General features: G+C 70.4%; 25 protein-coding genes and 3 pseudogenes. 13 read left to right on the forward strand and 15 right to left on the reverse strand.

The window, feature by feature from the left end:
- A pseudogene (locus DIZ27_RS31635) lies at positions 1-556 on the reverse strand (IS1380 family transposase); the annotation flags it as partial.
- Positions 557-764: 208 nt separating this feature from the next.
- On the opposite strand from DIZ27_RS31635, the gene DIZ27_RS31640 reads away from it, so the two are divergent.
- A complete protein-coding gene (locus tag DIZ27_RS31640; protein WP_109381863.1) occupies positions 765-1,088 on the forward strand; it encodes a PTS sugar transporter subunit IIB in 324 nt (107 codons plus the stop codon).
- A 9-nt stretch (positions 1,089-1,097) separates the two neighbouring features.
- Here DIZ27_RS31640 and DIZ27_RS31645 read toward each other — a convergent pair whose 3' ends face one another.
- The 9 genes from DIZ27_RS31645 to DIZ27_RS31680 all read right to left on the reverse strand — a co-directional run bounded on the left by DIZ27_RS31645 (position 1,098) and on the right by DIZ27_RS31680 (position 8,464).
- Positions 1,098-2,576: a hypothetical protein gene (locus DIZ27_RS31645; protein ID WP_258308626.1), complete on the reverse strand. Its 1,479-nt coding sequence runs from the start codon at positions 2,574-2,576 to the stop codon at positions 1,098-1,100.
- A 3-nt stretch (positions 2,577-2,579) separates the two neighbouring features.
- A complete protein-coding gene (locus DIZ27_RS31650; protein WP_059212088.1) occupies positions 2,580-2,906 on the reverse strand; it encodes a helix-turn-helix transcriptional regulator in 327 nt (108 codons plus the stop codon).
- The gene (locus tag DIZ27_RS31655) at positions 2,906-4,024 is read right to left on the reverse strand and encodes a site-specific integrase (protein ID WP_109381864.1); all 1,119 of its coding nucleotides are present in this window, start codon (positions 4,022-4,024) and stop codon (positions 2,906-2,908) included. The genes DIZ27_RS31650 and DIZ27_RS31655 overlap by 1 nt, the downstream gene beginning before the upstream one ends.
- A gap of 440 nt (positions 4,025-4,464) precedes the next feature.
- Entirely contained in the window at positions 4,465-4,980 is a 516-nt protein-coding gene (locus DIZ27_RS47605; protein WP_258308627.1) for a hypothetical protein, read from the reverse strand.
- A gap of 851 nt (positions 4,981-5,831) precedes the next feature.
- Complete coding sequence (locus tag DIZ27_RS31665; RefSeq protein WP_109381942.1) at positions 5,832-6,011, reverse strand: hypothetical protein; 180 nt, start codon at positions 6,009-6,011, stop codon at positions 5,832-5,834.
- A gap of 81 nt (positions 6,012-6,092) precedes the next feature.
- Positions 6,093-6,248 carry a rhodanese-like domain-containing protein gene (locus DIZ27_RS45270; RefSeq protein WP_219933670.1) on the reverse strand — a complete coding sequence of 52 codons (156 nt, stop codon included), beginning with the start codon at positions 6,246-6,248 and terminating at the stop codon, positions 6,093-6,095.
- 232 nt (positions 6,249-6,480) lie between these two features.
- Positions 6,481-7,188: a hypothetical protein gene (locus DIZ27_RS31670; RefSeq protein WP_109381865.1), complete on the reverse strand. Its 708-nt coding sequence runs from the start codon at positions 7,186-7,188 to the stop codon at positions 6,481-6,483.
- On the reverse strand, positions 7,185-7,736 hold the full coding sequence (locus tag DIZ27_RS31675) for a SigE family RNA polymerase sigma factor (protein WP_109381866.1): 552 nt from the start codon (positions 7,734-7,736) through the stop codon (positions 7,185-7,187). The genes DIZ27_RS31670 and DIZ27_RS31675 overlap by 4 nt, the downstream gene beginning before the upstream one ends.
- 107 nt (positions 7,737-7,843) lie before the next feature.
- The gene (locus tag DIZ27_RS31680) at positions 7,844-8,464 is read right to left on the reverse strand and encodes a hypothetical protein (protein ID WP_109381867.1); all 621 of its coding nucleotides are present in this window, start codon (positions 8,462-8,464) and stop codon (positions 7,844-7,846) included.
- A gap of 157 nt (positions 8,465-8,621) precedes the next feature.
- Between DIZ27_RS31680 and DIZ27_RS31685 the strand changes: the two genes are divergently transcribed.
- Entirely contained in the window at positions 8,622-8,849 is a 228-nt protein-coding gene (locus tag DIZ27_RS31685) for a hypothetical protein (RefSeq protein WP_109381868.1), read from the forward strand.
- Positions 8,850-8,988: 139 nt separating this feature from the next.
- Here DIZ27_RS31685 and DIZ27_RS45275 read toward each other — a convergent pair whose 3' ends face one another.
- From DIZ27_RS45275 to DIZ27_RS31695, 3 genes and pseudogenes are all read right to left on the reverse strand, one after another.
- Complete coding sequence (locus DIZ27_RS45275; RefSeq protein WP_146229027.1) at positions 8,989-9,213, reverse strand: hypothetical protein; 225 nt, start codon at positions 9,211-9,213, stop codon at positions 8,989-8,991.
- Between the two features lie 135 nt (positions 9,214-9,348).
- A pseudogene (locus tag DIZ27_RS31690) lies at positions 9,349-10,043 on the reverse strand (HNH endonuclease family protein).
- Between the two features lie 373 nt (positions 10,044-10,416).
- Complete coding sequence (locus DIZ27_RS31695) at positions 10,417-10,815, reverse strand: peptidase inhibitor family I36 protein (protein WP_109381869.1); 399 nt, start codon at positions 10,813-10,815, stop codon at positions 10,417-10,419.
- A 697-nt stretch (positions 10,816-11,512) separates the two neighbouring features.
- On the opposite strand from DIZ27_RS31695, the pseudogene DIZ27_RS47610 reads away from it, so the two are divergent.
- The 9 genes and pseudogenes from DIZ27_RS47610 to DIZ27_RS31735 form a co-directional block, all read left to right on the forward strand.
- Positions 11,513-11,719: pseudogene (locus DIZ27_RS47610) on the forward strand (hypothetical protein); the annotation flags it as partial.
- 435 nt (positions 11,720-12,154) lie between these two features.
- Positions 12,155-12,817: an urease subunit gamma gene (locus DIZ27_RS31705; protein ID WP_109381870.1), complete on the forward strand. Its 663-nt coding sequence runs from the start codon at positions 12,155-12,157 to the stop codon at positions 12,815-12,817.
- Positions 12,801-14,642 (forward strand): urease subunit alpha, encoded by a 1,842-nt coding sequence (locus DIZ27_RS31710; RefSeq protein ID WP_109381871.1) that lies wholly within the window; start codon positions 12,801-12,803, stop codon positions 14,640-14,642. The genes DIZ27_RS31705 and DIZ27_RS31710 overlap by 17 nt, the downstream gene beginning before the upstream one ends.
- 79 nt (positions 14,643-14,721) lie before the next feature.
- Positions 14,722-15,396 (forward strand): urease accessory protein UreF, encoded by a 675-nt coding sequence (locus DIZ27_RS31715; protein ID WP_109381872.1) that lies wholly within the window; start codon positions 14,722-14,724, stop codon positions 15,394-15,396.
- Between the two features lie 29 nt (positions 15,397-15,425).
- The gene (ureG, locus tag DIZ27_RS31720; protein ID WP_181383771.1) at positions 15,426-16,121 is read left to right on the forward strand and encodes an urease accessory protein UreG; all 696 of its coding nucleotides are present in this window, start codon (positions 15,426-15,428) and stop codon (positions 16,119-16,121) included.
- On the forward strand, positions 16,118-17,026 hold the full coding sequence (locus tag DIZ27_RS31725) for an urease accessory protein UreD (RefSeq protein WP_181383772.1): 909 nt from the start codon (positions 16,118-16,120) through the stop codon (positions 17,024-17,026). Before ureG ends, DIZ27_RS31725 begins: the two co-directional genes overlap by 4 nt.
- Before the next feature lie 445 nt (positions 17,027-17,471).
- Positions 17,472-17,744: a hypothetical protein gene (locus DIZ27_RS31730; protein ID WP_109381873.1), complete on the forward strand. Its 273-nt coding sequence runs from the start codon at positions 17,472-17,474 to the stop codon at positions 17,742-17,744.
- Between the two features lie 239 nt (positions 17,745-17,983).
- Positions 17,984-18,139, forward strand: coding sequence for a hypothetical protein (locus DIZ27_RS46010; protein ID WP_181383773.1), 156 nt, complete (start codon positions 17,984-17,986; stop codon positions 18,137-18,139).
- Positions 18,140-18,755: 616 nt separating this feature from the next.
- A complete protein-coding gene (locus DIZ27_RS31735) occupies positions 18,756-18,980 on the forward strand; it encodes a hypothetical protein (RefSeq protein WP_109381874.1) in 225 nt (74 codons plus the stop codon).
- A gap of 16 nt (positions 18,981-18,996) precedes the next feature.
- Here the strand turns inward: DIZ27_RS31735 and DIZ27_RS31740 are convergent, their stop codons facing one another.
- Complete coding sequence (locus tag DIZ27_RS31740) at positions 18,997-19,869, reverse strand: replication-relaxation family protein (protein ID WP_258308628.1); 873 nt, start codon at positions 19,867-19,869, stop codon at positions 18,997-18,999.
- 315 nt (positions 19,870-20,184) lie between these two features.
- On the opposite strand from DIZ27_RS31740, the gene DIZ27_RS31745 reads away from it, so the two are divergent.
- Both DIZ27_RS31745 and DIZ27_RS31750 read left to right on the forward strand, forming a co-directional pair.
- Positions 20,185-20,622, forward strand: a complete 438-nt coding sequence (locus DIZ27_RS31745; RefSeq protein ID WP_258308637.1) for a helix-turn-helix transcriptional regulator — start codon at positions 20,185-20,187, stop codon at positions 20,620-20,622.
- A 58-nt stretch (positions 20,623-20,680) separates the two neighbouring features.
- Complete coding sequence (locus DIZ27_RS31750) at positions 20,681-21,127, forward strand: VOC family protein (protein WP_109381945.1); 447 nt, start codon at positions 20,681-20,683, stop codon at positions 21,125-21,127.
- Between the two features lie 532 nt (positions 21,128-21,659).
- On the opposite strand, the gene DIZ27_RS31755 is transcribed toward DIZ27_RS31750, so the two are convergent.
- A complete protein-coding gene (locus tag DIZ27_RS31755) occupies positions 21,660-21,884 on the reverse strand; it encodes a hypothetical protein (RefSeq protein WP_109381876.1) in 225 nt (74 codons plus the stop codon).
- Between the last annotated feature and the right edge of the window lie 270 nt (positions 21,885-22,154).

Raw genomic sequence — 22,154 nt, forward strand, 5'->3', positions numbered from 1 at the left:
CTTCTGCTTTGCCGCGTCGCATCCGCACCGTGGCGATCACCGTCCGTGCGTGCGGGTTGCAGACCGTGGCGAGGAGGGGGTGCAGGGTGCGGATGCCCTTGAACCGGCCGTACTCGGCGCCCTGCTTGGTCCGGCCGTAGACGCGTTTGTGGGTGGAGTCGACATCGATGAACGCCTTCTCTCCAGAGCCGGGCAGCAGTGGAGTGCGCGCGGCCAGCGCGGCCAGGAATCTGCGGTGCACAGCATGGAGTTGGAGGGCATGACCGTGGGTGAACGCGCGAAGGAAGATGCCGAGCGTGGACGGGGCGCGAATACCGCCGAACAGCGTCGGCATCGCCCCGTGCCGCAGCACGCGGAGGTCGTCGATGCTGTCCGCGCCCGCCGCCATGCCGGCCACGATGCTGCTGACCTTGGAGTCCGCCGCAGCCCCCGCGCCGTTCGTCGTCCCGGTCAGCTTCACCTTCTGCGTCACCAGGTCCGACAGCCCACACCGTTCGGCCAGCCGCATCACCGGAACCAGCCCGGCATGCGCAACCAGGTTCGGGTCATCGAACACAGCGGACACCGCACGTGGCGGCGTGGAAGAATGCATCCCGGAGATGCACCTCCGAACTGGTTGAGTAGAAGCCTAGAGAACTCCTATTTTCCCAGGTCAGAGTGCATCTCCACTTTCATGTCCAGGCACTGGACGAACCATCACCCGGTGGATCGAGGCTTAGCGTGATCAGTTCCGATTCCGTTGCCCGAACCTGAGGAGTCCAACTGTGAAGATCTTGGTGGCCGCCGCTGCAGGGATGTCGACGTCCCTGATGGTGAGGAAGATGGAGGAGTACATGACCGCGAATGGACTGGTCGGCGTGGTGGATGCCGTGTCCGTCGCCGAGGCGAAGGAGCGCATCAGGGAGTGTGACGTGGTGCTGGTCGCTCCGCAGGTCAGGTTCGAGCTGGCGGGCCTCCACCAGATCGCCGAACCGCTCCGTATTCCGGTCGGCGGAATCCCGGCGCCAATCTTCGCCGGGATGAAGGGGGAAGAGGCCGTCAGGCTCGCGCAGGATCTCATTGCTCAGGCTGCGGAGCCGACGAGCTAGCTCTCTTGCCTACTGGGTCCTGCGGAAGGACGGGGCTGCTGGGGCATACCGGCTCCAGGTTCCACCGGCCTCGGTGACCAAGCGGGTGGTGGTCTTGTCGTGATAGCCGAGTGCCTTCGCGATGACGGGGGCCGGGGCCTGGAGAACGAGCTGACGGATCGCGGAGGTCCTGCCGCGCTGCGGCGGGACGCCGATCCTTCGGAGGCGGACCTGGAGACTGACCGGGTTCATGGGCTGTCCGGGCTGACGGCCGGGGAAGAGCCACTGTGAGCTTCTGCTGCTGGCGCAGGGCATCTGCGGTCGGGACCGGACGTAGGCCCGCATCAGATCGGCAACGGGCTCCGGCAGCGGGGACGGCGGCTCTCCCAGTCGGACGGTGACGGTCGTCTCGTCGTCGGTGACGTCGTCGATGGTGAGGCGGACGATGCGGCTGACGGGTTGCGCATAGAGGAGAACGAGGGCGGCGGCGACCCGAGCCCGCAGGGGCAAGGAGTCGTCGTTGAGGACCCGGCGGAGGATCGCGAGCCGACGGTGCTGGTGCAGCGGTTCCGAGTCCTGGGTGATGACCGCGGGCGGCAGTGTGAGGCGGGGCATCCGGCCGGTCTTCATGCACCACCGCAGGAATGACTGGGACGGACGGCGGGTGGCCAGGCTCTCGGTGTGCCAGGCGTCGATGTCGGCCTGCTGGCACTGCCCGATTGCGCGCCCTCGGTCGGCGAGCCATCCGAGGAAGGCGCCGGCCTGAGTGACTTCCTGCTTGGTGTGGTTGGTCTGGGAGCGTCCCAGGGGTGCCTTCTCTGCCTTTGCCCGCAGGCGCCGCATCTGGTGCCAGGTGGCGAAGTGCCGGAGAAGCTGATGGTGTCCGGGATCCTCGATGGTGGCGAGCCGTTCGGTCAGCCAGCGTTGGTAGAGCAGGAGCTGCCGGTCGACTCGCGGGAGGACGCCGCTGTCCATCAGCAGGTCACGCAGGTGGGTAACGGTTCGCCAGGGTGTTTCCTGGTGCAGCCCGTCGTGGGTGAGCGGAATGCTGCCGGTGGCCAGGCCCCGCAGGAGACGGACGACGTTGGGGTTGCGGAGCCAGATCAGGCGGCTCTTGGGCCTGCCCATATCCAGCAGGATCTTGACCAGCGGCAGGAAGTTCGAGGCGATACGGCCAGTGCCGTCGTCGAGGAGGCGGGCGAGCGTGTCGGCGAGGGTGCAGTGTTCGCAGAGACGCCCACCGAGCAGGAGTCCCTCGAAGCCGCAGCGGTCACAGAAGAAGTCGCGGGCGATGCCCGCGCAGTCGCGGCAGATCGGGGTGCCATCGGTGTGCCGTCCGGGCAGCAGCCGGTCGGTGTCGCAACAGGGGCAGCGGCCGCGGATACGCATCGCGCGGTCGTAGCAGGTCCGGCAGATCGGTCCGTCTGACCACTCGGCGGACTTGGAGGCTCGACGGCCGCAGCGTGCGCAGTCGCGGATCATCCACCGCTCGTACTCCTCGGGCGTCACCGCTCACCCCTCGGGCGTCAGTCGGACCCTTGTGGGTCGTCGGGCGGCCAGGTTGATCGGAGCTTCTTCGCCGGCGGCGCGGCGGGCCGGGAGGTTCTGGGCCGAGGTGGTGATCAGGTCGGTGGGCGTGCAGTCGAGGATGTCGCAGAGGGTGGCCAGCACCGGCAGGGACAGCCGCTCGGGGGTGCCGGAGACCAGACGGTGGACCTGGGAGGAGGACAGCGTGATGCCCCGCTCGGTCAGGTGCGGCATGAGCTCGGCGACGGTGAACATGCCGCGGGCGGCCATCAGCTCGCGCAGGCGCCACCGGTAGCTGATCTGGCGTGGCATCACGAGGTCCTTCCCTGCCGCAGAGCGGCCTCGATGGTGGCGTCCAGGACGCGCCGCAGGGAACGGGTGCGGAAGTCGGAGGAGACGCAGGTGTAGATCGCGGTGGTGGAGGCATGGTCGTGGCCGACCTGCTGCTGGACGAACAACGGGTCGTGGCCGTCCTCGATCAGGTGGGTGATGTAGGACCTGCGCAGTGAGTGGAACTCCAGCGCGGCATCTAGGCCGAGGGCGTCGCGGTAGGCGGCGAAGCGGGAATCCAGGCGCTGCAGCCCGACCCGCGGGCCGCGCTCGGACGGCCAGAGGGCCGGGCCGGTCGCGTGCCGCATCCCGGGCCGCACCTCGCTGATCCATTCCTCGACGGTGCCGGGCGTCCAGGTCCAGACGGTCAGCACGCTGCGGCGTTTGGGCGGCGAGCCCTTCTTGGCCTTGCCGTAGCGGACCAGCAGAGTGCCGTACTCGCCGAACTCCCGCCCCTGCGGGTTGCGGCCGAAGTCGGTGAGGTCGAGCATCCGGGTCTCGTTGCGGCGCAGGCCGTAGGCGTATGCGACCTTGAACAAGGTGGCGTCCCGGAAGGCCGGCAGCCAGCCCTTGCGGCCCTTGTCGCGAACGCGCAGGACCTCCTCGTCCGCGTGGTCGAAGAACGCCTCCAGCTCGGGACGGGTGAAGGCTCGGCGTTCCGGCTCGCCCTCGGCCTCGTCGGCGTGCGTCGCGGCGTTCCAGTCGTAGACCACCTGCACCGGGTGGGTATCGAAGTGCCGCAGGCACTCGTCGCTCCAGCCGTAGGCCGGGTTGGTCAGGAAGTCGCAGAACTGGCGTACGGAGCCCTGGTAGTTGCGCAGGGTGGAGCGGACACAGCCGTGCACGGCCCGCAGATCGGCCGACCACTCGTCGACGTGCTGCGGCGTCCACTGCCACGGCATCGCGTCGGCGTGCCGGGTGAAGGCCCGGACCGTGCGTTCCTGGTCATCGACGTATCCCGGCGACAGGTTCCGGGCGAGCTGCTGGTTGCGCCAGCCTTTGATCATCGCCTCGAAGACCTGCTCGTCCGGCCGCAGCAGCGGCAGACCGTCCACCAGGTGCAGCCCAGCAGACCCCGGCGCGAGTCCGTCCCCACCCATCCACGATCACTCTCCGTCTATCGCATCTGACGCGAGAATTTCGCATCAGATGCGACTCGGGGGCGTCTTCGCAGTTCAATCGCTCGATGGAGTGAGACGCGCAGATGGCCGCCGACAAGACCGCTACCGTGGCTCCGAGGCCAACGGCCCTGCTGGGACCGCATCTGTGCAGTGTCCAGCCAGCATCCAGGGCGAGTGTCGCATATTCGCATCCGATGCAATTGACGTCGGTAGGAACATCGGTACAGCGGTTAACGCTAAGCCAGTGATCACACCGAACCCGGCGACGAGTCCGAGGAGTACCGGGGCTCCAAGCCACGCTGACACCTCTGAGTTCCGGCGTTGGTGATGATGTGATGGGCGCGCCGGGTGCGGGCTTGGAGGTGCGGCCCCTCGCGCGAACAGATGCGACGGGCCGCGGACCGGCAGGGCTGGTGGGGCTAGGGTGCGCCCATCTTGACGGGGAACTTGGGGATCCGGGCGAGCACCCTGTGGGGGGCGTCCGGTGCGACGAGGTCGACGGGCTTCTCCAGCACGTGGAGGTCGCCGCGGGGCAGGTAGTTGGTCAGGGTCCCCTTGAGGAGCGCCGGCTCCTTGGTGGTGAGGACCACCGGTTCGCCGCCATCGGCCTGGATGGTCGCCGTGAAGGGCAGGACGAAGATCTGCTCGTACTTGGGCGGGAACTGCTGGACCTGCTTCAGGAGGCTTTTCGCATCGACGTCGACGTCGTTCTGCTCGATGGTGATGCTTCCCTCGCCGTCCATCTGCGCGGACACTCTGTGCCCGACGATCTGCAGGCGGACGCTGTTGATCGGGTCGTTGGGGTTCACGTCGACGCGGTACTTGAGGCCGCCCCTGAAGTCAAGCGTGTGGGTCTTGCCCTGGTACTCGAACGGGGTGTTGGTAGCGAGCTGGGAGAGGGGGATCTCCGCGCCGATCGGTGGAAGGTGGGCCATCTCGCAGTGTCCTTGACGTCGGTGGGACGGCATGGATCCAATCCAAGCCGGAGCCCGCTGTCGCTTTGTGGTATTCGTTCGATCGTGGGCGCGGCTGGTAGGGCGACGCCCAGTCAGCGCCTGGTGCTGCGGAAGGTACATGTCGGCAACCAACTGCACGCCGATCCCTTCGCGAAGCCAGCGCGAAGGGACATGTTGCCGAGCGAGACCGCCGTGGCGGTGGGTAACTCTCACAAACGAACAGTTGCGAGCGTCACCGGCCTCGGAGCCCCGCCCTGACCAAGATCATCGCCTTAGCGTTAACTGCTGTACCGATGTTCCCCGAGACCGAGCACGGTTTCGAAGCGGGTCCCCAGGTCCAGCCGGGAGTGCCGGCCGGTGGCCCAGCAGGGCCACCCAGGCGTACGGGCAGCTTGCTCCGGTGCCGGAGCCGCTCATCGTGTTCCTGCTCCTCCCAACCGTCGTGCCACTGCGGTCGCCCGTGCCTCTTCCGCGGACGCCCCTGCAGTTGCCATGCTGCACGCCCCAACGGGGGGCGGCCACCGCTCACCGCCGAACGAGGGATCCCGCCCGGCGCGCTGCGGGCGGTCCAACAACTGCCCCGACATGCTGCTGAGCACGTACGCGGCACCCGGCCGAGCGTCCGGCTTCAGTCGGCCACCAACGGCCTGGCAGATCCGTCGACCGCCGACTCCGGCCACCCCCACGAGGCTACGGCTCACCCACCATGCTCCGGGAGGAATCAGGAACAGGCACGCAGGAAACCGAACGCCGTAGCGGTGATCCCTGCTCGGATACTCCCCGAACCCCTACGCGATGCCGGGCGCCCGAGCCGGCCGGCGTCGCTGCAGCTATGGCTGCAGGCAGCCGACGGCGTCTCCGGGGAGTTCGGCAGGACTGGAAAGATCGGCGGGGGCGGCCGATGCCAGGCAGGTGACCGTGGCCAGCGGGTCGACGACGGCGTTTGCCGGTGACGCCACGAACCCGACGAATGCGGCGGCCCCCAGGATGACGGCAGCGATGCGACGCATGAACAACACCTCTCAGCAGGCGTGATTGGTCCGCGAGAACATTTCCACTCATTCCGGCTCCGCACACGCCGTGTCCCCCGTTCAGGCTGGTGGGTCAAGCTCGTCGATGCGGGCGGGCACGCCGGCCGCGGGGATGGGGATCGCTCCGGGTGCGTGTCCGGGCTCCCATTCGTAGTCCTCGCGGACCTCGAGAGGCACGGCGGTGGGCTCGGAGCCCAGTGCGGCGACCTGGAGCATGCCGGGTTCTGCGACCGCACCCAGACACCCCGGCGCTCCACGGTGCAGGGGGACCTCGCCTGGACCGCGTACCGGGCCGACCGGCGCCGGCGCGGGGAGACCGGCGAGGACCCCCTCGGGGCGTACCACCCGTTCCGCCGGGGCCGCCGACCGGGGCACCGAGGCGTTCAGGAAACCGAACGCCGCAGCGGTGGTCCCTGCTCGGGTACTCCCCGGGCCCCGGCTCACGGTCTCAGCGTGGTGTTTCGGTGCGCAGCCGGGCCAGGACGTGTCCGTCCGGCGCAAGCGCCGTGACGGTGATCGTGGCGTCCTGGGGCACGCCGCCGCCGAGGAACGCGTGGTAGGTGCCCCAGTCCGGGTCGCCCGGCAGGGCGAGCAGCTGGGCCTCGTGAGGCGTGCCATTATCGACCTGCACCACCACCCGGGCGGGTGCGGTGGGGGTGCGGAAGGCGCCCGTGCTCACCACTCCCTGCGCCACCGTGGTCGTGCCGGCGCTGATGCCGCCGGTCTGCAGGCTGTCGCCGCCCGCGTGGACCCGGGCGAGCTCGATGGACTGGGTCAGGTCGCCCCGGCCGACGACGTAGTTCTGCCGTCCCTCCGGCAGCAGCGCCATGCGCAGGCCGTGCCCGATCGGGACCTGTTCGTAGGGCCGCACCGTCTGTGCACCCCGCTGCGGTGGGGAGCTGGTCGGTTGCGGCTCGGGCACGGCGGTGGCGGGTGGTGCCGGTGCGGGACCGTCGTCCGTGCCTTTCCCGGCGAGCGCCCCGAGGGTCGTGGCCGCCAGCAGCGCGGCGGCCACGGCGCCGCCCGCCAGGGTGCGGCGGCGACGGCTCAAAACCCGGCCCCGGCGCACCACTTCGTCGACGGGGGCCGGGCTTGCCGGGAAGGCGTCGGCCGCGCGGTGGAGCGCCCGGGCGAGCCGCATGTCGTCCTCGTTCACTTCCGGACCTCCTCCCGCGCAGCCTCGCTCCGCTTGGGAGGGACGAGGCCGCGGTCGCATCCGGTCACGGCCGGCTCGGCGCGGAGCTTGCGCAGGGCACGGGCGGCGTGGCTGCGCACCGTGCCCACCCGGGTTCCCAGGAGCGCGGCGACCTCGCTCTCACTGCGGTCCTCCAGGTAGCGCAGGACGACGACCGCCCGCTGTCGCTGTGGCAGTCGGGCCAGGGCCGCCATGAGCGCGGAGCGCTCGGTGATCGAGTCGGTCCCTTCCGGGGCGGCTGTCTCGGGGAAGCGGTTGGTCAGCCACTCCCGGGCCCGTGGCACGCGTAGCCGGTCCCGGTTGGTGTTGATCATGATGCGCCAGACGTAGGCGTCGGGGTCGTCGCTGCGCCTCACCCGCTCCCATCGGGCATACGCCTTCGTCAGGGCTGTCTGCACCAGGTCCTCCGCGTCGTGGTGGTGTCCGGTGAGCAGGTGAGCGGTCCTGAGCATCCGGGGCCAGCGGCTGACCACGAACGCCCTGAACTCCGCTTCCGCGTCGGTCTTCACTCGGGTCCTCTGTTTGCCGTGTCCGGTCCCCGTCCGCCGTACTGCCCCGGTGCGGGCGTGCACCGGGGCAGTACGGAAGGCTCCGGCCACGGGGGCTGCGGTTGCGGTCAGCGTCCGGCCGGGGGCAATTCGTACGCCAGGGTCGCCAGCACCGCGCCGTCGGGGCCGTATGCGGTGATCGTGACAGCTCCCCGCGGGGTCCCGGCGCCGGCGGCGTCGAGGTAGTAGGTTCCCCAGCCCGGCCTGCCGGGCAGGCTCAGCACGCCCGCGTCCCGTTCGGTGCCGTCAGCCGTGCGGACGGTGATCCGGGCGGGCGGGGTGCTCGTGCGCCACGCGCCGGTGTACAGCACGTCGGCCCCGTCGACGGCGATGCCGCCGCTGAGGCTCTCGGGCCGGATGTCATCGCCCACCATCCCCCGGGCCTGCTCGACCGCTTCACGAACGTCCGTCCAGGCCACGACGTAGTTCTGCCGTCCCTCAGGCAGCAGGGCCATGACGGCGCCCTGCCCGATACCCACCGGCTGGTACGGCCGCACAATCCGCGACCCCGGCGCCGTCGTCGCACGGCCCGGGGCCTTCGCCGGTGCCACCGCATCCACCGCCGCCGGCACCCGGGCAGCATGCCCGGCCGTCCGCTCCACGGCCACAGCCGCCCCGGCGCCGCCCGCCAGCACCACGGCCGCGGCGCCCATCGTGGCGAGCCGCTTCCATCCGCGCCTGGTCTCCATCCGATTCCTCCTGCGAACCTCAGTGATGCATCTGTCGAACTCCTGCACCACTCAGACGGTCACAGGGCCTCACATCTATGTCCTGCCGCGCGATTTCCCGTGAGGGATCGATCACGGCCGCCGCCGCACTCCCCGGTTCCCGCTCCCGGCGACCGGTGTGATCGGCGGCGGGGCGGCCGTCGGCGTCTCGGCCTACGTCAGAGCCCCCTGGCGGGCGTTCCTGTGCTCCGTGCTGTGCGCGGTGATCGCCAGCGTGGCCGCACTTCTGCCGCAGGAGTCCGAGCACCGGCGTGACATGGTGCGGGACTGCCTCCGCCACCGCGAGCGCATGTACCGGCTGCGACGTGAGCTGCCCCGGCAGCAAGCACGGGGGAGGATCGAATGACGGCGCCGAGTCCGGCCGGGCGGCGGACCGTCGTCCCTCCAGACAGGCCCGGCTGGTTTCCTCCAGCGTCGCAGTTGCCGGGCATAACTGTGACACCGGAAAACCTTGCCGGATCCTCAGCCGCGTCGGTACGCCTATATCAGGGAGACGGCGTGGGCGACTCGTCGTCCGTGCGGCCGCCGGCCCCGAGGGTACGGCGCGGGCTCCTGGGCGCCGTGGGCTGGGTTCCGAGCACTCCACGGGCCCGTAGCTCGTCAAGGTCGGGGAGATGGACGCCGGGCAGCGCGTCGAGAAGGTCGGCCTGGACGGCACGGATGTGTACGGACGTCTCCGGGCCGGAGCCAAGAGTGCGGCGAACGGTCACGCTGATCATCGTATGGGCAGAGCGCGCCGCTGTGTGCGGCCCGAGCGCGGCTGCGGGTACGGCGCACACGGTGAGGGCCCGGCTGCTGCCGTGGACGAGCCCTCACCGGAGCCATGGTGCGCACCCAATCGGGGGCTACCGGACCAGAGTGACGGTGATGGGTACGTCGGGGCACTGCTCGAGCGTCTGCGTCAAGGCAGCGTGCTCGGCGGCGTCGATGCCCAGGCCCCAGCGGGTCTTGTCCGCCACCCAGTCGGTGACGTACTGGCAGCGGTAGCCGACGGCCGGCGGCAGCCGTGTACTGGGATCCTGGTCCGCCTTGGACCGGTTCGACGCGGCCGACACCGCGATCAGGGCCCGGTCGTCTGCGAGGTCGTTGGCGTATGCCTCCCGCTCGGCCGCACTCCAGGCGTAGGCGCCGGAGTCCCACGCCTCGGCCAGTGGCACCAGGTGGTCGATGTCCATCCCCCGCGGCCCCGCGATGTACCGGTCGTCGTAGGGCGAGTACCACTCGCCCCCGGTCAGCGTGCACTTCGCACCCTGCTGGGGGCGACGACGGCTTCGGCCTTGAGGACTTCGGCCCTGGTGTTGCAGCCGTCCTTGTCGGCATCGATCCAGTGCCGGAACTTCGTGCGCTCGCAGCCGGTCCGGTCCTCCTCGCGCAGCGAAAGGCCGGCGAGGGCATCCCGTACCGGCAGAGTCACCGTCTGCCCCGGCACGCGCTGCTGTGCCGCGGCCGGTGTGGAGTCGGTGACGGCGGCATGGGCCGATGTGGACAGGAAGAGGGCGGTGACGGCAGCCGCAGCAGCGGCGGCACGGACCAGGCGCATGGCAAGTCCCCTCAAAGATCAGCCGAATGGTGCGTGATCTTCGTAGCGGTCGCCGGTGGCGGCACGCCCGGGAAGCAATGGGGCGGTCACCCGCACGAGCGGTAAGTCGCATCGTCAGGCCGCCGCAGTCCCCGCCCGCACAGCGGCCGCGCACGCCGGACGGCGCGCCTCCTCTGGGAGAGGAGGCGCGCCGCCTGGTGCGAGCAGGATGCTGGTGGCGCATCCATCTGAGGCTTACCTCGGTGATGTCCCTAACGGTGTGTCTGGCGCCAGATAACTGCTTACCCGGGAGCCATTCGGGGTCGCGGCCGCGACGGGGCGCCCGATGCGCGAGCCACTCACCCACCCCCCTTTCTGTTCGTGTGCTGGTGTGCTATCCGCAGTCGTTGCGGTTGATCTTCAAAGAGCGGGTCTGGTCGTTGAGGTTGTAGCCGCGCAGGTCGTGGATGGAGCCGCCGCTGCGCATCACGCAGACCCACCGGCCGCTGTAGTTCCGCTTCTCGTACACGCGGGCGGTGCGGTCGGAGTTGTTCCGGATGGAACTGCCGCGGTCGCGGATCGCTGCGGGCAGATCCTTCACACCGCCGTCCACGGCACGCCGCACCCACGGCTGCCCACCGAAATTGATCTCCGGGTAGATGCACACATACCCGCTGGGACAGTCGATCCCGGCACGCGCCGGGGCGGCCCCGCCGGCGGTGGCTGATGCGGGTGCGGACAGGGGGAGGAGGGCCAGGACGGAGACCGCCCCGGCACGCATCACGTTTTTCATCACGCCATCACAGCTACTGGCCGCCCAGCTTTGGCAGGCCGCACTTGCGTGAGGATTCACTCCAGCGGAGGGGCGCACGGCGCACGGCCGGCCATCCTCATGCCTCCTGCGGGCCTCCGCGCAACGGTTATCGACGGCTACATCCGTCTCATCGGCCGGGCGATGACCGCGGACTTGCGTGCCCTGTACCCGCACGAGATCGAGGACCAGGCCGTGGTACGGTCGCCGACCCGGGCCCGGTCGGCGTCCCATTACGAGCGGGCCCGGCTCGCCGCCGGCGCCCTGACCGCTTGCGTCCCCGCGGTACGCCGCTTGTGCCGCCTGGGCTCCCGCTCCCTGCCGCACACCGGTGCCGTGCCCGCCGGCCCGCCGCCGCGCTCAAGGCGCGACCGAAGGGATGCTCGCGCCGAGCGGTCGGCCCGCCGGGAGCAGGAGCAGACGACCGACGTCGCCACGGTGGAGGAGACCCGCCGAGCGATCGAGGCTATGGCCGCCAAGCCCCCAGGACGGCATCAAGGAACGCGCCGTCGCCCACGGCATCCGGCCGCAACCCACCCCGGCGGCACCCACGCCACCGCCCCACACCCAGCAGCCCGGCGTCCAGCCCGCGCCAGGCAGGAACACACCCGATGGAGGAGTCGCATGATGACGCCGGACGATCCGAGGATCGAGGCCGCCGCCCTGGCAGCCGGCCTGAAAGCGACCCCGGAGGCCGAAGACCGAGGCGCAGAAGAAGGAGCTGCGCGAGCAGCGTAAGCGGCTCAAGGCAGCCGGGGTACGCCGCTTCACCGCCGGACAGTCCCGTCGGCCCGGGCCCCGCCGGAATCGGATCGGCAGTGCCGCCGCGCGCCGCGATGCGCGTGCCCTGTCCCGGATGCGGCGCTCCAATGCGTGGTTGTGGTGACCGATATGTCGCACCCTGACTGTGTTCATGAGGCAGGGCTCTGGTCCACTTCTTGTGGTCGTGTACGCAGCGTGATTGTTGATCTTCGTGTATATAGCCACGTCGGCCGGTCCCTGCTCCGGCGCTTACGTCGCCACGAGTTCCGCCCGGTGGTCGGCAAGGGTGGGGGGTTGACTGGGGGGCTGGGCCGAGGTCGCCGTTGTGTGGGGGGCGCAGCCGGGTTGGAAGGTCGGCTGGTTGTCTGGGGTGGGTGCGCCCCTTGCGTGCGCCTCGTGATCCGGGTTCATTCCATTAGGGCCATCGGAGCGGATTCCTCCGCGGCCGGCTCGCTTTCTCTTGGACGATCGGTTGGCGGCGGGCGTCGGGAGTACGCCAGGTGGTGTTCTTCCGTGCTGTCGTCCAGGTGAGCTGACCGAGCAGGAGAGGAGGAGTGGTGTGCATCTGACTCCGCATGAGCAGGAGCGCTTGCTGGTGCATGTGGCGGCTGATGTCGCCCGGCGACGGCGTGAGCGCGGTTTGCTGCTGAATTATCCCGAGGCGATGGCGTTGTTGACGGCGCACGTCTACGAGGAGGCGAGGGCCGGGGCGACGGTCGATGCGGTGATGGAGTCCGGCCGGCATGTGCTGCAGCGCAGCGAGGTGATGGACGGCGTCCCGGAGATGATCGACAACGTGCAGGTCGAGGCGACGTTTCCGGACGGCACGAAGCTGGTGACCATCCACGACCCGTTCGACGAGGCAGCCGCCGAGGTGGACGTTCATCCGGGAAAGCTGGAGCTGCTGCCGGACGACGACGAGCACCGGGTGGCGTTCAACGAGGGCAGCGAGCCGGTGCCGCTGGAGGTGTCCAATCCCGCCGACCGCCCGATCCAGGTCGGCTCCCACTTCCACTTCGCCGAGGCCAACGAGCAACTGGCCTTCTCCCGCGAGGCCGCGCACGGGATGCGGCTGCACATCGCCTCGGGCACCTCGGAGCGGTTCGAGCCCGGTGACGCGCGGACCGTGATGCTGGTGCCCATCGCCGGGCAGCGGATCGTGGCCGGCCTCCAGGCCGGCAAGAGCGAGGAGGAGAAGCACCTCGATGCCCGAGACAACTGAGAAGCCCTGGGACCCGCTGCTGCGCTCCCGCTACGCCGACCTGTACGGCCCGACCACCGGCGACCGTATCCGGCTGGCGGACACCAACCTCGTCCTCAGGATCGAGGAGGACTGGTGCGGCGGCCCGGGACGCAGCGGCGACGAGATGGTCTTCGGCGGCGGCAAGGTCATCCGCGAGTCCATGGGCCAGTCGCACATCCCACGCGACGACGACCGCGAGCCGGTGGACACGGTGATCACCGGTGCGCTGATCCTGGACCACTGGGGTGTGGTGAAGGCCGACGTCGGGCTGCGCGACGGCCGGATCCGGGCGATCGGCAAGGCCCACAACCCCGAGACCATGTCGCCGCGGCCCCACGGGCCCCACGACGGTCCTTGCGCCTTGCACTTCGTCGTGGGGCCGGAGACGGAGGTGATCTCCGGCAAGGGGCGGATCCTGACCGCGGGCGGTGTCGACACCCACGTGCATTTCCTGTGCCCCGGCCAGATCCACGAGGCGCTCGCGTCGGGCGTGACCACGCTGATCGGCGGCGGCACCGGCCCCGCCGAGGGCAGCACGGCCACCACCGTGACGCCCGGTGAGTGGCACATCCAGCGCATGTTCGAGGCGCTGGACGCCTTCCCGGTGAACGTCGGTCTGCTCGCCAAGGGCAGCACGGTCTCGGAGAAGGCGCTGCTGGACCAGGTCGCGGCCGGCGCGCTCGGCTTCAAGATCCACGAGGACTGGGGCGCCACCCCTGCGGTGATCGACGCGGCCCTGAACGTGTGTGAGCAGACCGGTGTCCAGGTCGCGTTGCACGCCGACTCGCTGAACGAGTCCGGGTTCGTGCACCACACCTACGCAGCGACCATGGAACGCGGCAAGACGAAGGAGGCCAAGTACCGCAGTCTGCACATCTTCCACATCGAGGGCGCCGGCGGCGGCCACGCCCCGGACATGATCAAACTCGTGCGCGAGCCGAACGTGCTGCCCGCCTCGACCAACCCGACCCGGCCTCTGACGGTGAACACCGTCAAGGAACACGTCGACATGATGATCGTGTGCCACCACCTCAATCCTGAGGTCGAGGCGGACATGAAGTTCGCCGACTCCCGGATCCGGCCCTCCACCATGGCCGCCGAGGACCTGCTGCACGACATGGGCGCCATCTCGATGATGTCCTCCGACGCCCAGGCCATGGGCCGCATCGGCGAGATGATCCTGCGGACCTGGCAGACCGCGCACGTCATGAAGTCCCGCTACGGCCACCTGCGCGAGGACGACGCCGAGGCGGACAACTTCCGGGCCCGCCGCTACATCGCCAAATACACCATCAACCCCGCCATCACCCACGGCATCGACCACGAGGTCGGCTCCGTCGAGACCGGCAAGCTCGCCGACCTGGTCCTGTGGGAGCCGAAGTTCTTCGGCGTCAAACCCCACATGGTCATCAAGGGCGGCCAGATCGCCTACGCCCAGATCGGCGACGCCAACGCCTCCATCCCCACCCCGCAGCCCTACCTGCCGCGCCCGGTCTGGGGCTTCCAGGGCCGCTCCCCGGCGGCGAACTCCTTCAACTTCGTCTCCGAAGCGGCCCTTGGCGGTCGTCTGCCGCAGACGGGGCTGCTGAAGCCGCTGCGCGCGATCCGCTCCACCCGCGGCGTCACCAAGGCCGACATGATCCACAACAACGGCGTGCCGGACATCGACATCGACCCCGACACCTTCGACGTCACCATCGGCGGCGCCACCACCTCCGACGTCCGCACCAGCGTCGACGGGCAGGAAGTCGGCCGGAACTACGCCACCGAGCTGCCCATGGCCCAGCGGTACTTCCTGTTCTGACCCCTGCCCGACCCGGGGCCGGACACGCCGACGCGGTCCGGCCCCCGGGTCTCACCGCGAAAGGCGGACCAGCGACCCCATGAGCCGCACCGCCCTGCTCATCCTGGCCGACGGCCGTTTCCCCGCCGGCGGGCACGCCCACTCCGGCGGCATGGAAGCCGCCGTCGCCTCCGGTGCCGTCCACGACACCGCCAGCCTTCAGACGTTCTGCCGCGGGCGGCTGCACACCGCCGGACTGACCGCGGCCGGCCTGGCCGCCGCGGCCGCCACCGGATACGACGCCCTCGCCCTGGACGACGCCGCCGACATCCGCACCCCCGCGCCGGCACTGCGTCGCATCGCCCGCCGCCTGGGCCGGCAGATGATGCGCGCCGCCCGCGCCACCTGGCCCTGCACCGGTCTCGACCACCTCGCCCGCCACCGGCCGCAGGGTGCCCACCAGCCGGTCGTCCTCGGTGTCACGGCCCGCGCCGCCGACCTCACCCCCCTCGATGCCGCACAGGCCGCCGCCTACGACAGCGTCGGCGGCCCGGCGACCGCAGCGGTGCGGCTGCTCAGCCTCGATCCGTTCGACGCCACCGCGGTCCTGGCGCGGCTCACCGGCGACCTCGACGCGGTCGCCCGACGAGCAGCCGACGCCGCCGGCCGCGTGGCCGACCAGGGCGTCACCGTCCTGCCCGCCGTGTCCGCCCCCTTGCTGGACATCACCGGCGAGCAACACGCCGCCTGGACCGTCCGCCTCTTCGCCTCCTGACCCGCCTCGAACCGACCTGGAGCGTTTCCGTGCACCTGGACCACCCCCAGACCATGCCGCACCGCCACACCTACAGCGCCGACCCGCTGCCCGCCGACGGCAGCCGCCGCGCCCTGCGCATCGGCTTCGGCGGCCCCGTCGGCTCGGGCAAGACCGCCACCGTCGCCGCCCTGTGCCGCACCCTGCGCGACCAGGTGTCCATCGCCGTGGTCACCAACGACATCTACACCCAAGAAGACGCCGCCTTCCTGCGCCGCGAGGCCGTGCTGCCCCCGGAGCGGATCACCGCTGTGGAGACCGGCGCCTGCCCGCACACCGCGATCCGCGACGACATCTCCGCCAACCTCGAAGCCGTCGAGCACCTCGAACAGGCCCTGCACCCACTGGATTTGATCCTCATCGAGTCCGGGGGCGACAACCTCACCGCGACCTTCTCCCGCGGACTCGTCGACAGCCAGGTCTTCGTCATCGACGTGGCCAGCGGCGACGACATCCCCCGCAAGGGCGGCCCCGGCATCACCACCGCCGACCTCCTCGTGGTCAACAAGACCGACCTCGCCCCGTACGTCGGAGCCGACCTGGACACCATGGCCGCCGACACCCGCAACCAGCGCAAAGACCTGCCCTACGTCTTCACCAGCCTCACCACCGCCGACGGCATCCGCCCGGTCGCCGACTGGGTCACAGCGTCCCTCACCACCTGGCGCGCCGGAGCCGCCGCATGAACAGCACCACACAGCTGACCACCGCTCCTCCGGCACCTGCCGGAAAACCAGCGCGAGCGGGAACCGGAGCGGCACGACGGACAGCCGACGGCCACCCGGACACGGCCCCCACCTCCGCCCGCGCACCCCGAACCACCGCGGTCCACGCCACCGCCCGCATCCGTGCCACTCACAACGGCCGCGCCACCACCGTCCCGCTCCTGCACAACGACGGACCCTTCCACCTGCGGCGGCTGCGAACCCGCGGAGAGCAGGCACGCGTCTGCGTGCTCGGCGCGATGAGCGCACCCCTGGGCGGAGACCGGCTGACCCTCGACATCACCGCCGAGGCACACGCCCGACTGGAGGTGACCACGGCCGCCGCCACCGTCGCCCTCCGCGGCCCCACCACCGATGCCGCCACCTACGACGTACGGCTCACCGTCGGCGAGCACGCAACCCTGCACTGGCTGCCCCAACCGCTGATCAGCACGCACGGCAGCACCCTGCACCAGACATTCACCGTGGACCTCACCCCCACCTCGACCCTGCTCCTGCGAGAGGAACAGCTCCTGGGCCGCACCGCGCAGCCTCCGGGCCACCTCACCACCCGCCTGACCGTACGACACAACGGAAGGCCGATCCTCGACCAGCACACCGCCTACGGCGACCCGGTACCCGCATGGAACAGCCCCGCCGTCCTCGGCAGCCACCGCGCAACCGGACAACTCCTCTACATCAGCCCCCACCTGGACGCCCAATACACGCCGCAGATCATCGGCGACGACCCCGAGACAGGACACGCCATCCTGACTCCGCTCGCTGACGCCCCCGCCCTGCTTGCCACCGCTGTCGCCCCCACACCGGACCACCTGCGCCGACTCCTCGACACCGCCCTCGCACAAGCCCTGCCACAGCAGATATGAACCGGTCGTTCAGCTTGGTCTTCAACGTCCCTGCCCGGGCGCTGGGGGTACGACGCCACCTTGAACCGGTGCTTTCGGTGCGGATGGCGTCTTCTCCAAGAGCCACGCAGGCCGCGCACACTCGGGACTTGCCGACATTCTTCGACTTCTTGCGGTTCGCGCGGCGCGGGCTCACCCGTCGGCGGCCGGTGACAGCAGACGCAAGACGGAACGAAGACCATCGCCATGCTCTCCGCCGCCGGTGTCAGCCTGCACCTCCCCTCCTACTGTGGAGACCGTGACCGGAGGTGGACTTCGGCGCCGTGAGGGTGCGCCTGGCCGGCGAGCAGATCAAGGTCCACCGGTCCCCTTCCGCGCACGCGGCGCACGGGCACCGCGTGGCCGCACCGCCGGGGGACCGGTGCGGCCGGCCGGGCGGTCCCGCAGGCTGCGCAGGACCCGCGGGATGCGCAGGCACCGTCGGGGAGCCGGGTCCACCGGCCCGCCCGTCCGTGTGATCATCCTGCCGCCCGTCCGGCTGCCGGCCGACCGCGGCGCGCCAGCACCGCACCACCGGTTGTCCGAACAGCTCATAGACGCTCACCGGGGAAGGTCACGCACCACGACGGACACCACCGCGAGGATCACAGTGGTCACCGCGATGCCGACCATCACCACCCGCCCGTTCCACGACGCCAGGCACCTTCTCCCGCGCCCGCAGACGACGACACCGCTGTGATCACCGGACTCGGACGGAAGCCGGCCAGCCTCCAGCAAGGCCGCACAGGGCTTTGCGACACCACCGTGAGCATCCACGCACGGCCCAACGAACGCGCAAGGGCTCTCAGCCGCGGAACATCACCCGAACGGCCTACACGCTTTCGCGCCGAGCGTGCGGTGTTCCCCCATTCGGCCCAGCCTGGAGCAGGAGTTTCTGTCCGCCGCGTTCCCGTGATCACTGCTTCATCGGGAGGCGTCATGGTCGTGATGGCTCTGCTCCTGCCGGTGCTGCTCCTGCTCATGCTGTTCGGGCTGGACGCCTTCGAGAACTTCTTGTTCCCCCCACCGCCAGCGCCCTCTCTGGAGGAAACCCACCAGAGCACCACGACGGCCCGCCCCGATCACGAAGAGTGAAACATCCGGGGATCGTCACCGTGGTCAGTTCCCACCTACGAAGCCACGGGACGGTCCCGTTCGCGGTGCGCACCCGGCGACGGCGCTGAGCACGTCGGCCGATTCTGGGCTGACCAGCAGCAGGGCGCCCGCCGCGCCAGCCAGACCCGTGTGGCTCTGTTCACGTCGCAGAGCAGCGTTTCGACAGCAGTTCGGGAGGCAGTGCCCGCGCCGGATGTTCACGACTTCGGGCAGCAGCGCGGTGGTGACCGAGGGCGAGCCGTCTGCCTCCCGTCCGGAGCCCGGGGCAAAGGCGCTGGCTACGGGCGTAGGTGGCAGCCGCGGCCGCGCCGTTGCCGGGCGCCGGCGAGTGCCTCCCGTTCTCGTCGACACCGACATCCGGGCGCGGCAGGTGCCTCCCGCAGTCATGAACAACTGCTGTCGTGAGTCGTCGATAAAGCCACCCCCGTGACCACTCGGAGTCGGGGTCATGGCCGGGCCGACTGCGGCGCGCTCGGCAGTCCCGGCAGTGGCTGTCCGTCCGGCTGTGGTGGCACCCGTACTGGAGCGGGCCGGGCCGGATGCCGGCCGCGCGGGCCGAGCTGCGCCACCAGGTCCGCGCCTGGCAGGGGCAGGGGTGAACCGGCGCCCGGAGCACCTGACCGAGCGGGAAAAGGAGATTCTCCGTCGTATCCGGCGGTGGATCGAGGAGCGGGGCGAGGGCCCGTCGGTGCGGCAGCTCGCCCACGCCGTCGGGCTGCGCGGCACCGCGTCGGTCGCCTGTCACCTGGCCAACCTGGAGCGGTCCGGCGCGCTGATACGTGGCGGCCGGGGCTGGAACACCTGCCGTCTGGGCCGCTGACCGGCATTGTCAGGGCTCAACTGGCCGCGCATCGCTGTGACTTGCTGTGGTCGGGGTGGTGGGCAGCGGCTTCGCCGTGGTGGGCAGGGGCTGCGCGGGGTGTCTCCAGGCTCTGGGAGTGGCTCCAGCTGACGGTGCTGCCGGGATCCCGGACCGGGCGCCACACGGGTTCGGAGGGGCCGCCTTGCAGCAGGTCGGCCAGCGGCGCCACCAGCACGGGCACGTCGCGCAGGAAGCCGGCCGGCGCCGGGTTGACGGCGGCCGCGCGCAGGGCGGTGATGCCGGTGGGGCCGGTGCCGTCCAGGACGAACAGCAGCCGTGGGAAGAGCGGGTAGTGCCGCCTCCACTCCTCCGGCCACGGTTCCTGCCCGGCGAGCCGGCGCCGTGTGGCCGGTGCGGGTGCAGGCATGTAGCGGTGGAGGCGGGCGTAGGCGGTGAGCTTGGCGGCCAGCCGCTTCGGGCCCATGGTGGCCCGGTCGACCTCGACGAACGCCCGCAGCATCGCCCCCTCGCCGCCCTCACGGCCGCGCCGGTAGAAGAGCAGGGCGTCGGGGATGATGGCCTCGCCGCCCCCGAGGGGGTGGTGGACCTCGGGGATCCAGTCCAGCGGCCGGCAGACCTCGCCGCGGTTGCGCGCGTCCTGGAGGAAGGCGAGTGCGGTCTCGGTGACCGTCAGCGCGTGCCCGGCCCGCAGCCGCACCGCGGTCCGGTCCGACACCGTCCTCGGCGGCCGCCGTCCCCGCGGCTCCGGCCACTCGCAGGCGATCTGCACGCCGTACGGGGTGGGGAACCACACCCGCAGCCGCCCCCTCTGGGGCAGGGTGGTCCGGTCGACCAGCCCCTCGGTGCGCAGCTTGGCCAGCCGGCGCCGGGTCTGCTCGATCCGCACCTGGGGAGTTGAGGATAAGGTGCATCTGCTCGGTGGTCGCCATCCGGTACTGGGCCAGCACGGCCGGCGCCAGCCGGTCGCCGCCGCCCGCGTCCACGTCCGTCATCGCCGGCCTGCTCCCCTCCGCATGATGCGGCGCCGTCCTGCCCGGCGCCACGCATACCGCTCAGACCAGCCGACAACCCCGACCACACCACCGACCAGGACGACCCGACCACAGTCACGATGCGACAGCGCCGCCCCGGGGCAGGCGATATCCCCGGCTTGGCCCGGACGCTGTCAGACCCCCGTGTCACCATCGGGCGCATGGACAAGATGCGGCAGTTGCGGCTGGCCAAGGACGCCATGGACCGGGACTGGGCCGAGCCGGGGCTCGACCTGGACGCGGTCGCGACGCATGCCGGGTACTCCCGCTACCACTTCGTAAGGGCCTTCAAGGAGGAGTACGGAGAGACGCCAGGCCAGTATCTGACGCACCGCCGCATCGAGCGCGCCGAGGACTTGCTGCGCACCGCCAACCTGTCCGTGACGGAGATCTGCCACCTCGTCGGCTTCACCAGCGTGGGCACGTTTTCGGCGCGCTTCAAGGCGTGGACGGGCCTCACGCCGAGTGAGTACCGCGCGAAGAACGTCGGACGCGGGGCTGCGCTCATCCCCGGGTGCTACGCCATGCTGTGGGCCGGCGGCTTCCGGCCCGGCCCCGGACGGCGCGGGCCGGCCGCGGGAAACCGCAATTTTGGAGAAGCGGGGTGACGGCCGCGCGGTCTACGGTGCAGGACAGCGCACCACCCGTCACGAACAGGAGCACACCATGATCAAGGGACTCGCCATCTCGACCGTCTGGGTTCTCGACCAGGACCGGGCCAAGGAGTTCTACACCGAGAAGCTGGGCCTTCAGGTCCGGGCGGACATGACGATGGGCGAGGGCGGCATGCGCTGGCTCACGGTCGGTTCTCCGAGCCAGCCAGAGGTCGAACTCACGCTGATGGTCCCGGGCGGGCCGGCGATGGACCCCGAGTCCGCCGAGATGATCAAGAAGTTGGTGGCCAAGGGGGCGCTCGGCGCAGGCGTGTTGACCACCGACGACATCCACGGCGACTACAAGAGGCTCAAGGACCGCGGGGTGGAGTTCCTCCAGGAGCCGCAGGAGCGTCCCTATGGCACGGAGGCGCTCTTCCGCGACGACTCCGGCAACTGGTTCTCCTTCACCCAGCGCCGCGAGGGCGGACTCGACATGGACAAGGACTGGACCCGCTAGGGCCCGCCACCGCCTGTCCCAGCGGCCCGCGGGGCCTGGCGGAGAGGCCGGATCATCACCGGCGACGGGGATGCCGAGGCACCGGCGGCGGGAGGCTGGGTCAGCGTCCCAGTAGCAGCGGGTAGCTGCCGGTGTTGGCCGGGGCGTGCTCGGGCAGCCAGGACGGCGATGGCGCCGTCGGCCGGAAGATGCTCCGGGGCGCTGGCGGGGTGGACGTTGCGGAAGGCCGTACTTGGCCGCCTTGCGCCGGATCTCGCGTTCCTCTTCCAGCTCACGGACCTTCTTTGCGCAGGGCCGCGTTCTCCGCCTCGAGCGGTGTGGCCGGCTCCGCGGGCACCTCCGCATGCCGCCATCCTGCCGCCCAAAACCGGCGGGCCGGCCGCAACCCCGGTCCCTGAACGCGGGCGGCCAAGCGAACGAAGAGAGCGCGGCTGGAGAAAAACGCCGCTGACGCACGCTCCTCCAGCCGCATGGAAAGGGCACCATCCGTCGATGTTCGTGATGGTGAACGCCTCACAAGGGCAGGATCACTTTACTCACCCTCGGACGGCTCCTCACCCTCAGCCGTCGGCGCCTCCGCCTCCTCCGTTCCCGTTTCGGCTGCGGGTTGTTCGCCTTCGGTCGGGGTGGCCTCGGGTTCCGGGGTCTCGTCGGCTGCGGGTGCTTCGGCTTCGGTCGGGGTGGCCTCGGCCGTCGGCTGCTCGGCTTCGGTCGGGGTGGCCTCGGGTTCCTGAGGTGCCTGTTCGGTGTCGTCCATGTCTTCACCTCCTTCCTGCGACGTGCAGTCAAGGAGTCGGGTGTCCGTCGCCTGGGAGCCACCGGGATCCGGACGAACACCTTTGAGTGTTTTGCACTTTTTGTCCTATTCCTTGAAGGGGGGGATGTCAACGGGCCCCGGGCGAGGGGGTGGCGGGCCGCGGCTACCTCTACCTGGCTGCCTTCTCCGTCGTTGCCGGGGGTTGTTGTCGGTGGTGTACGGGCTGCTGGTGCTGCAGCCCGTACATCCCGCACGCCGCGGAGGCGTGCT

This window comes from Streptomyces sp. NWU339 (assembly GCF_003143855.1).
In the GTDB taxonomy this organism is placed as follows: domain Bacteria; phylum Actinomycetota; class Actinomycetes; order Streptomycetales; family Streptomycetaceae; genus Streptomyces.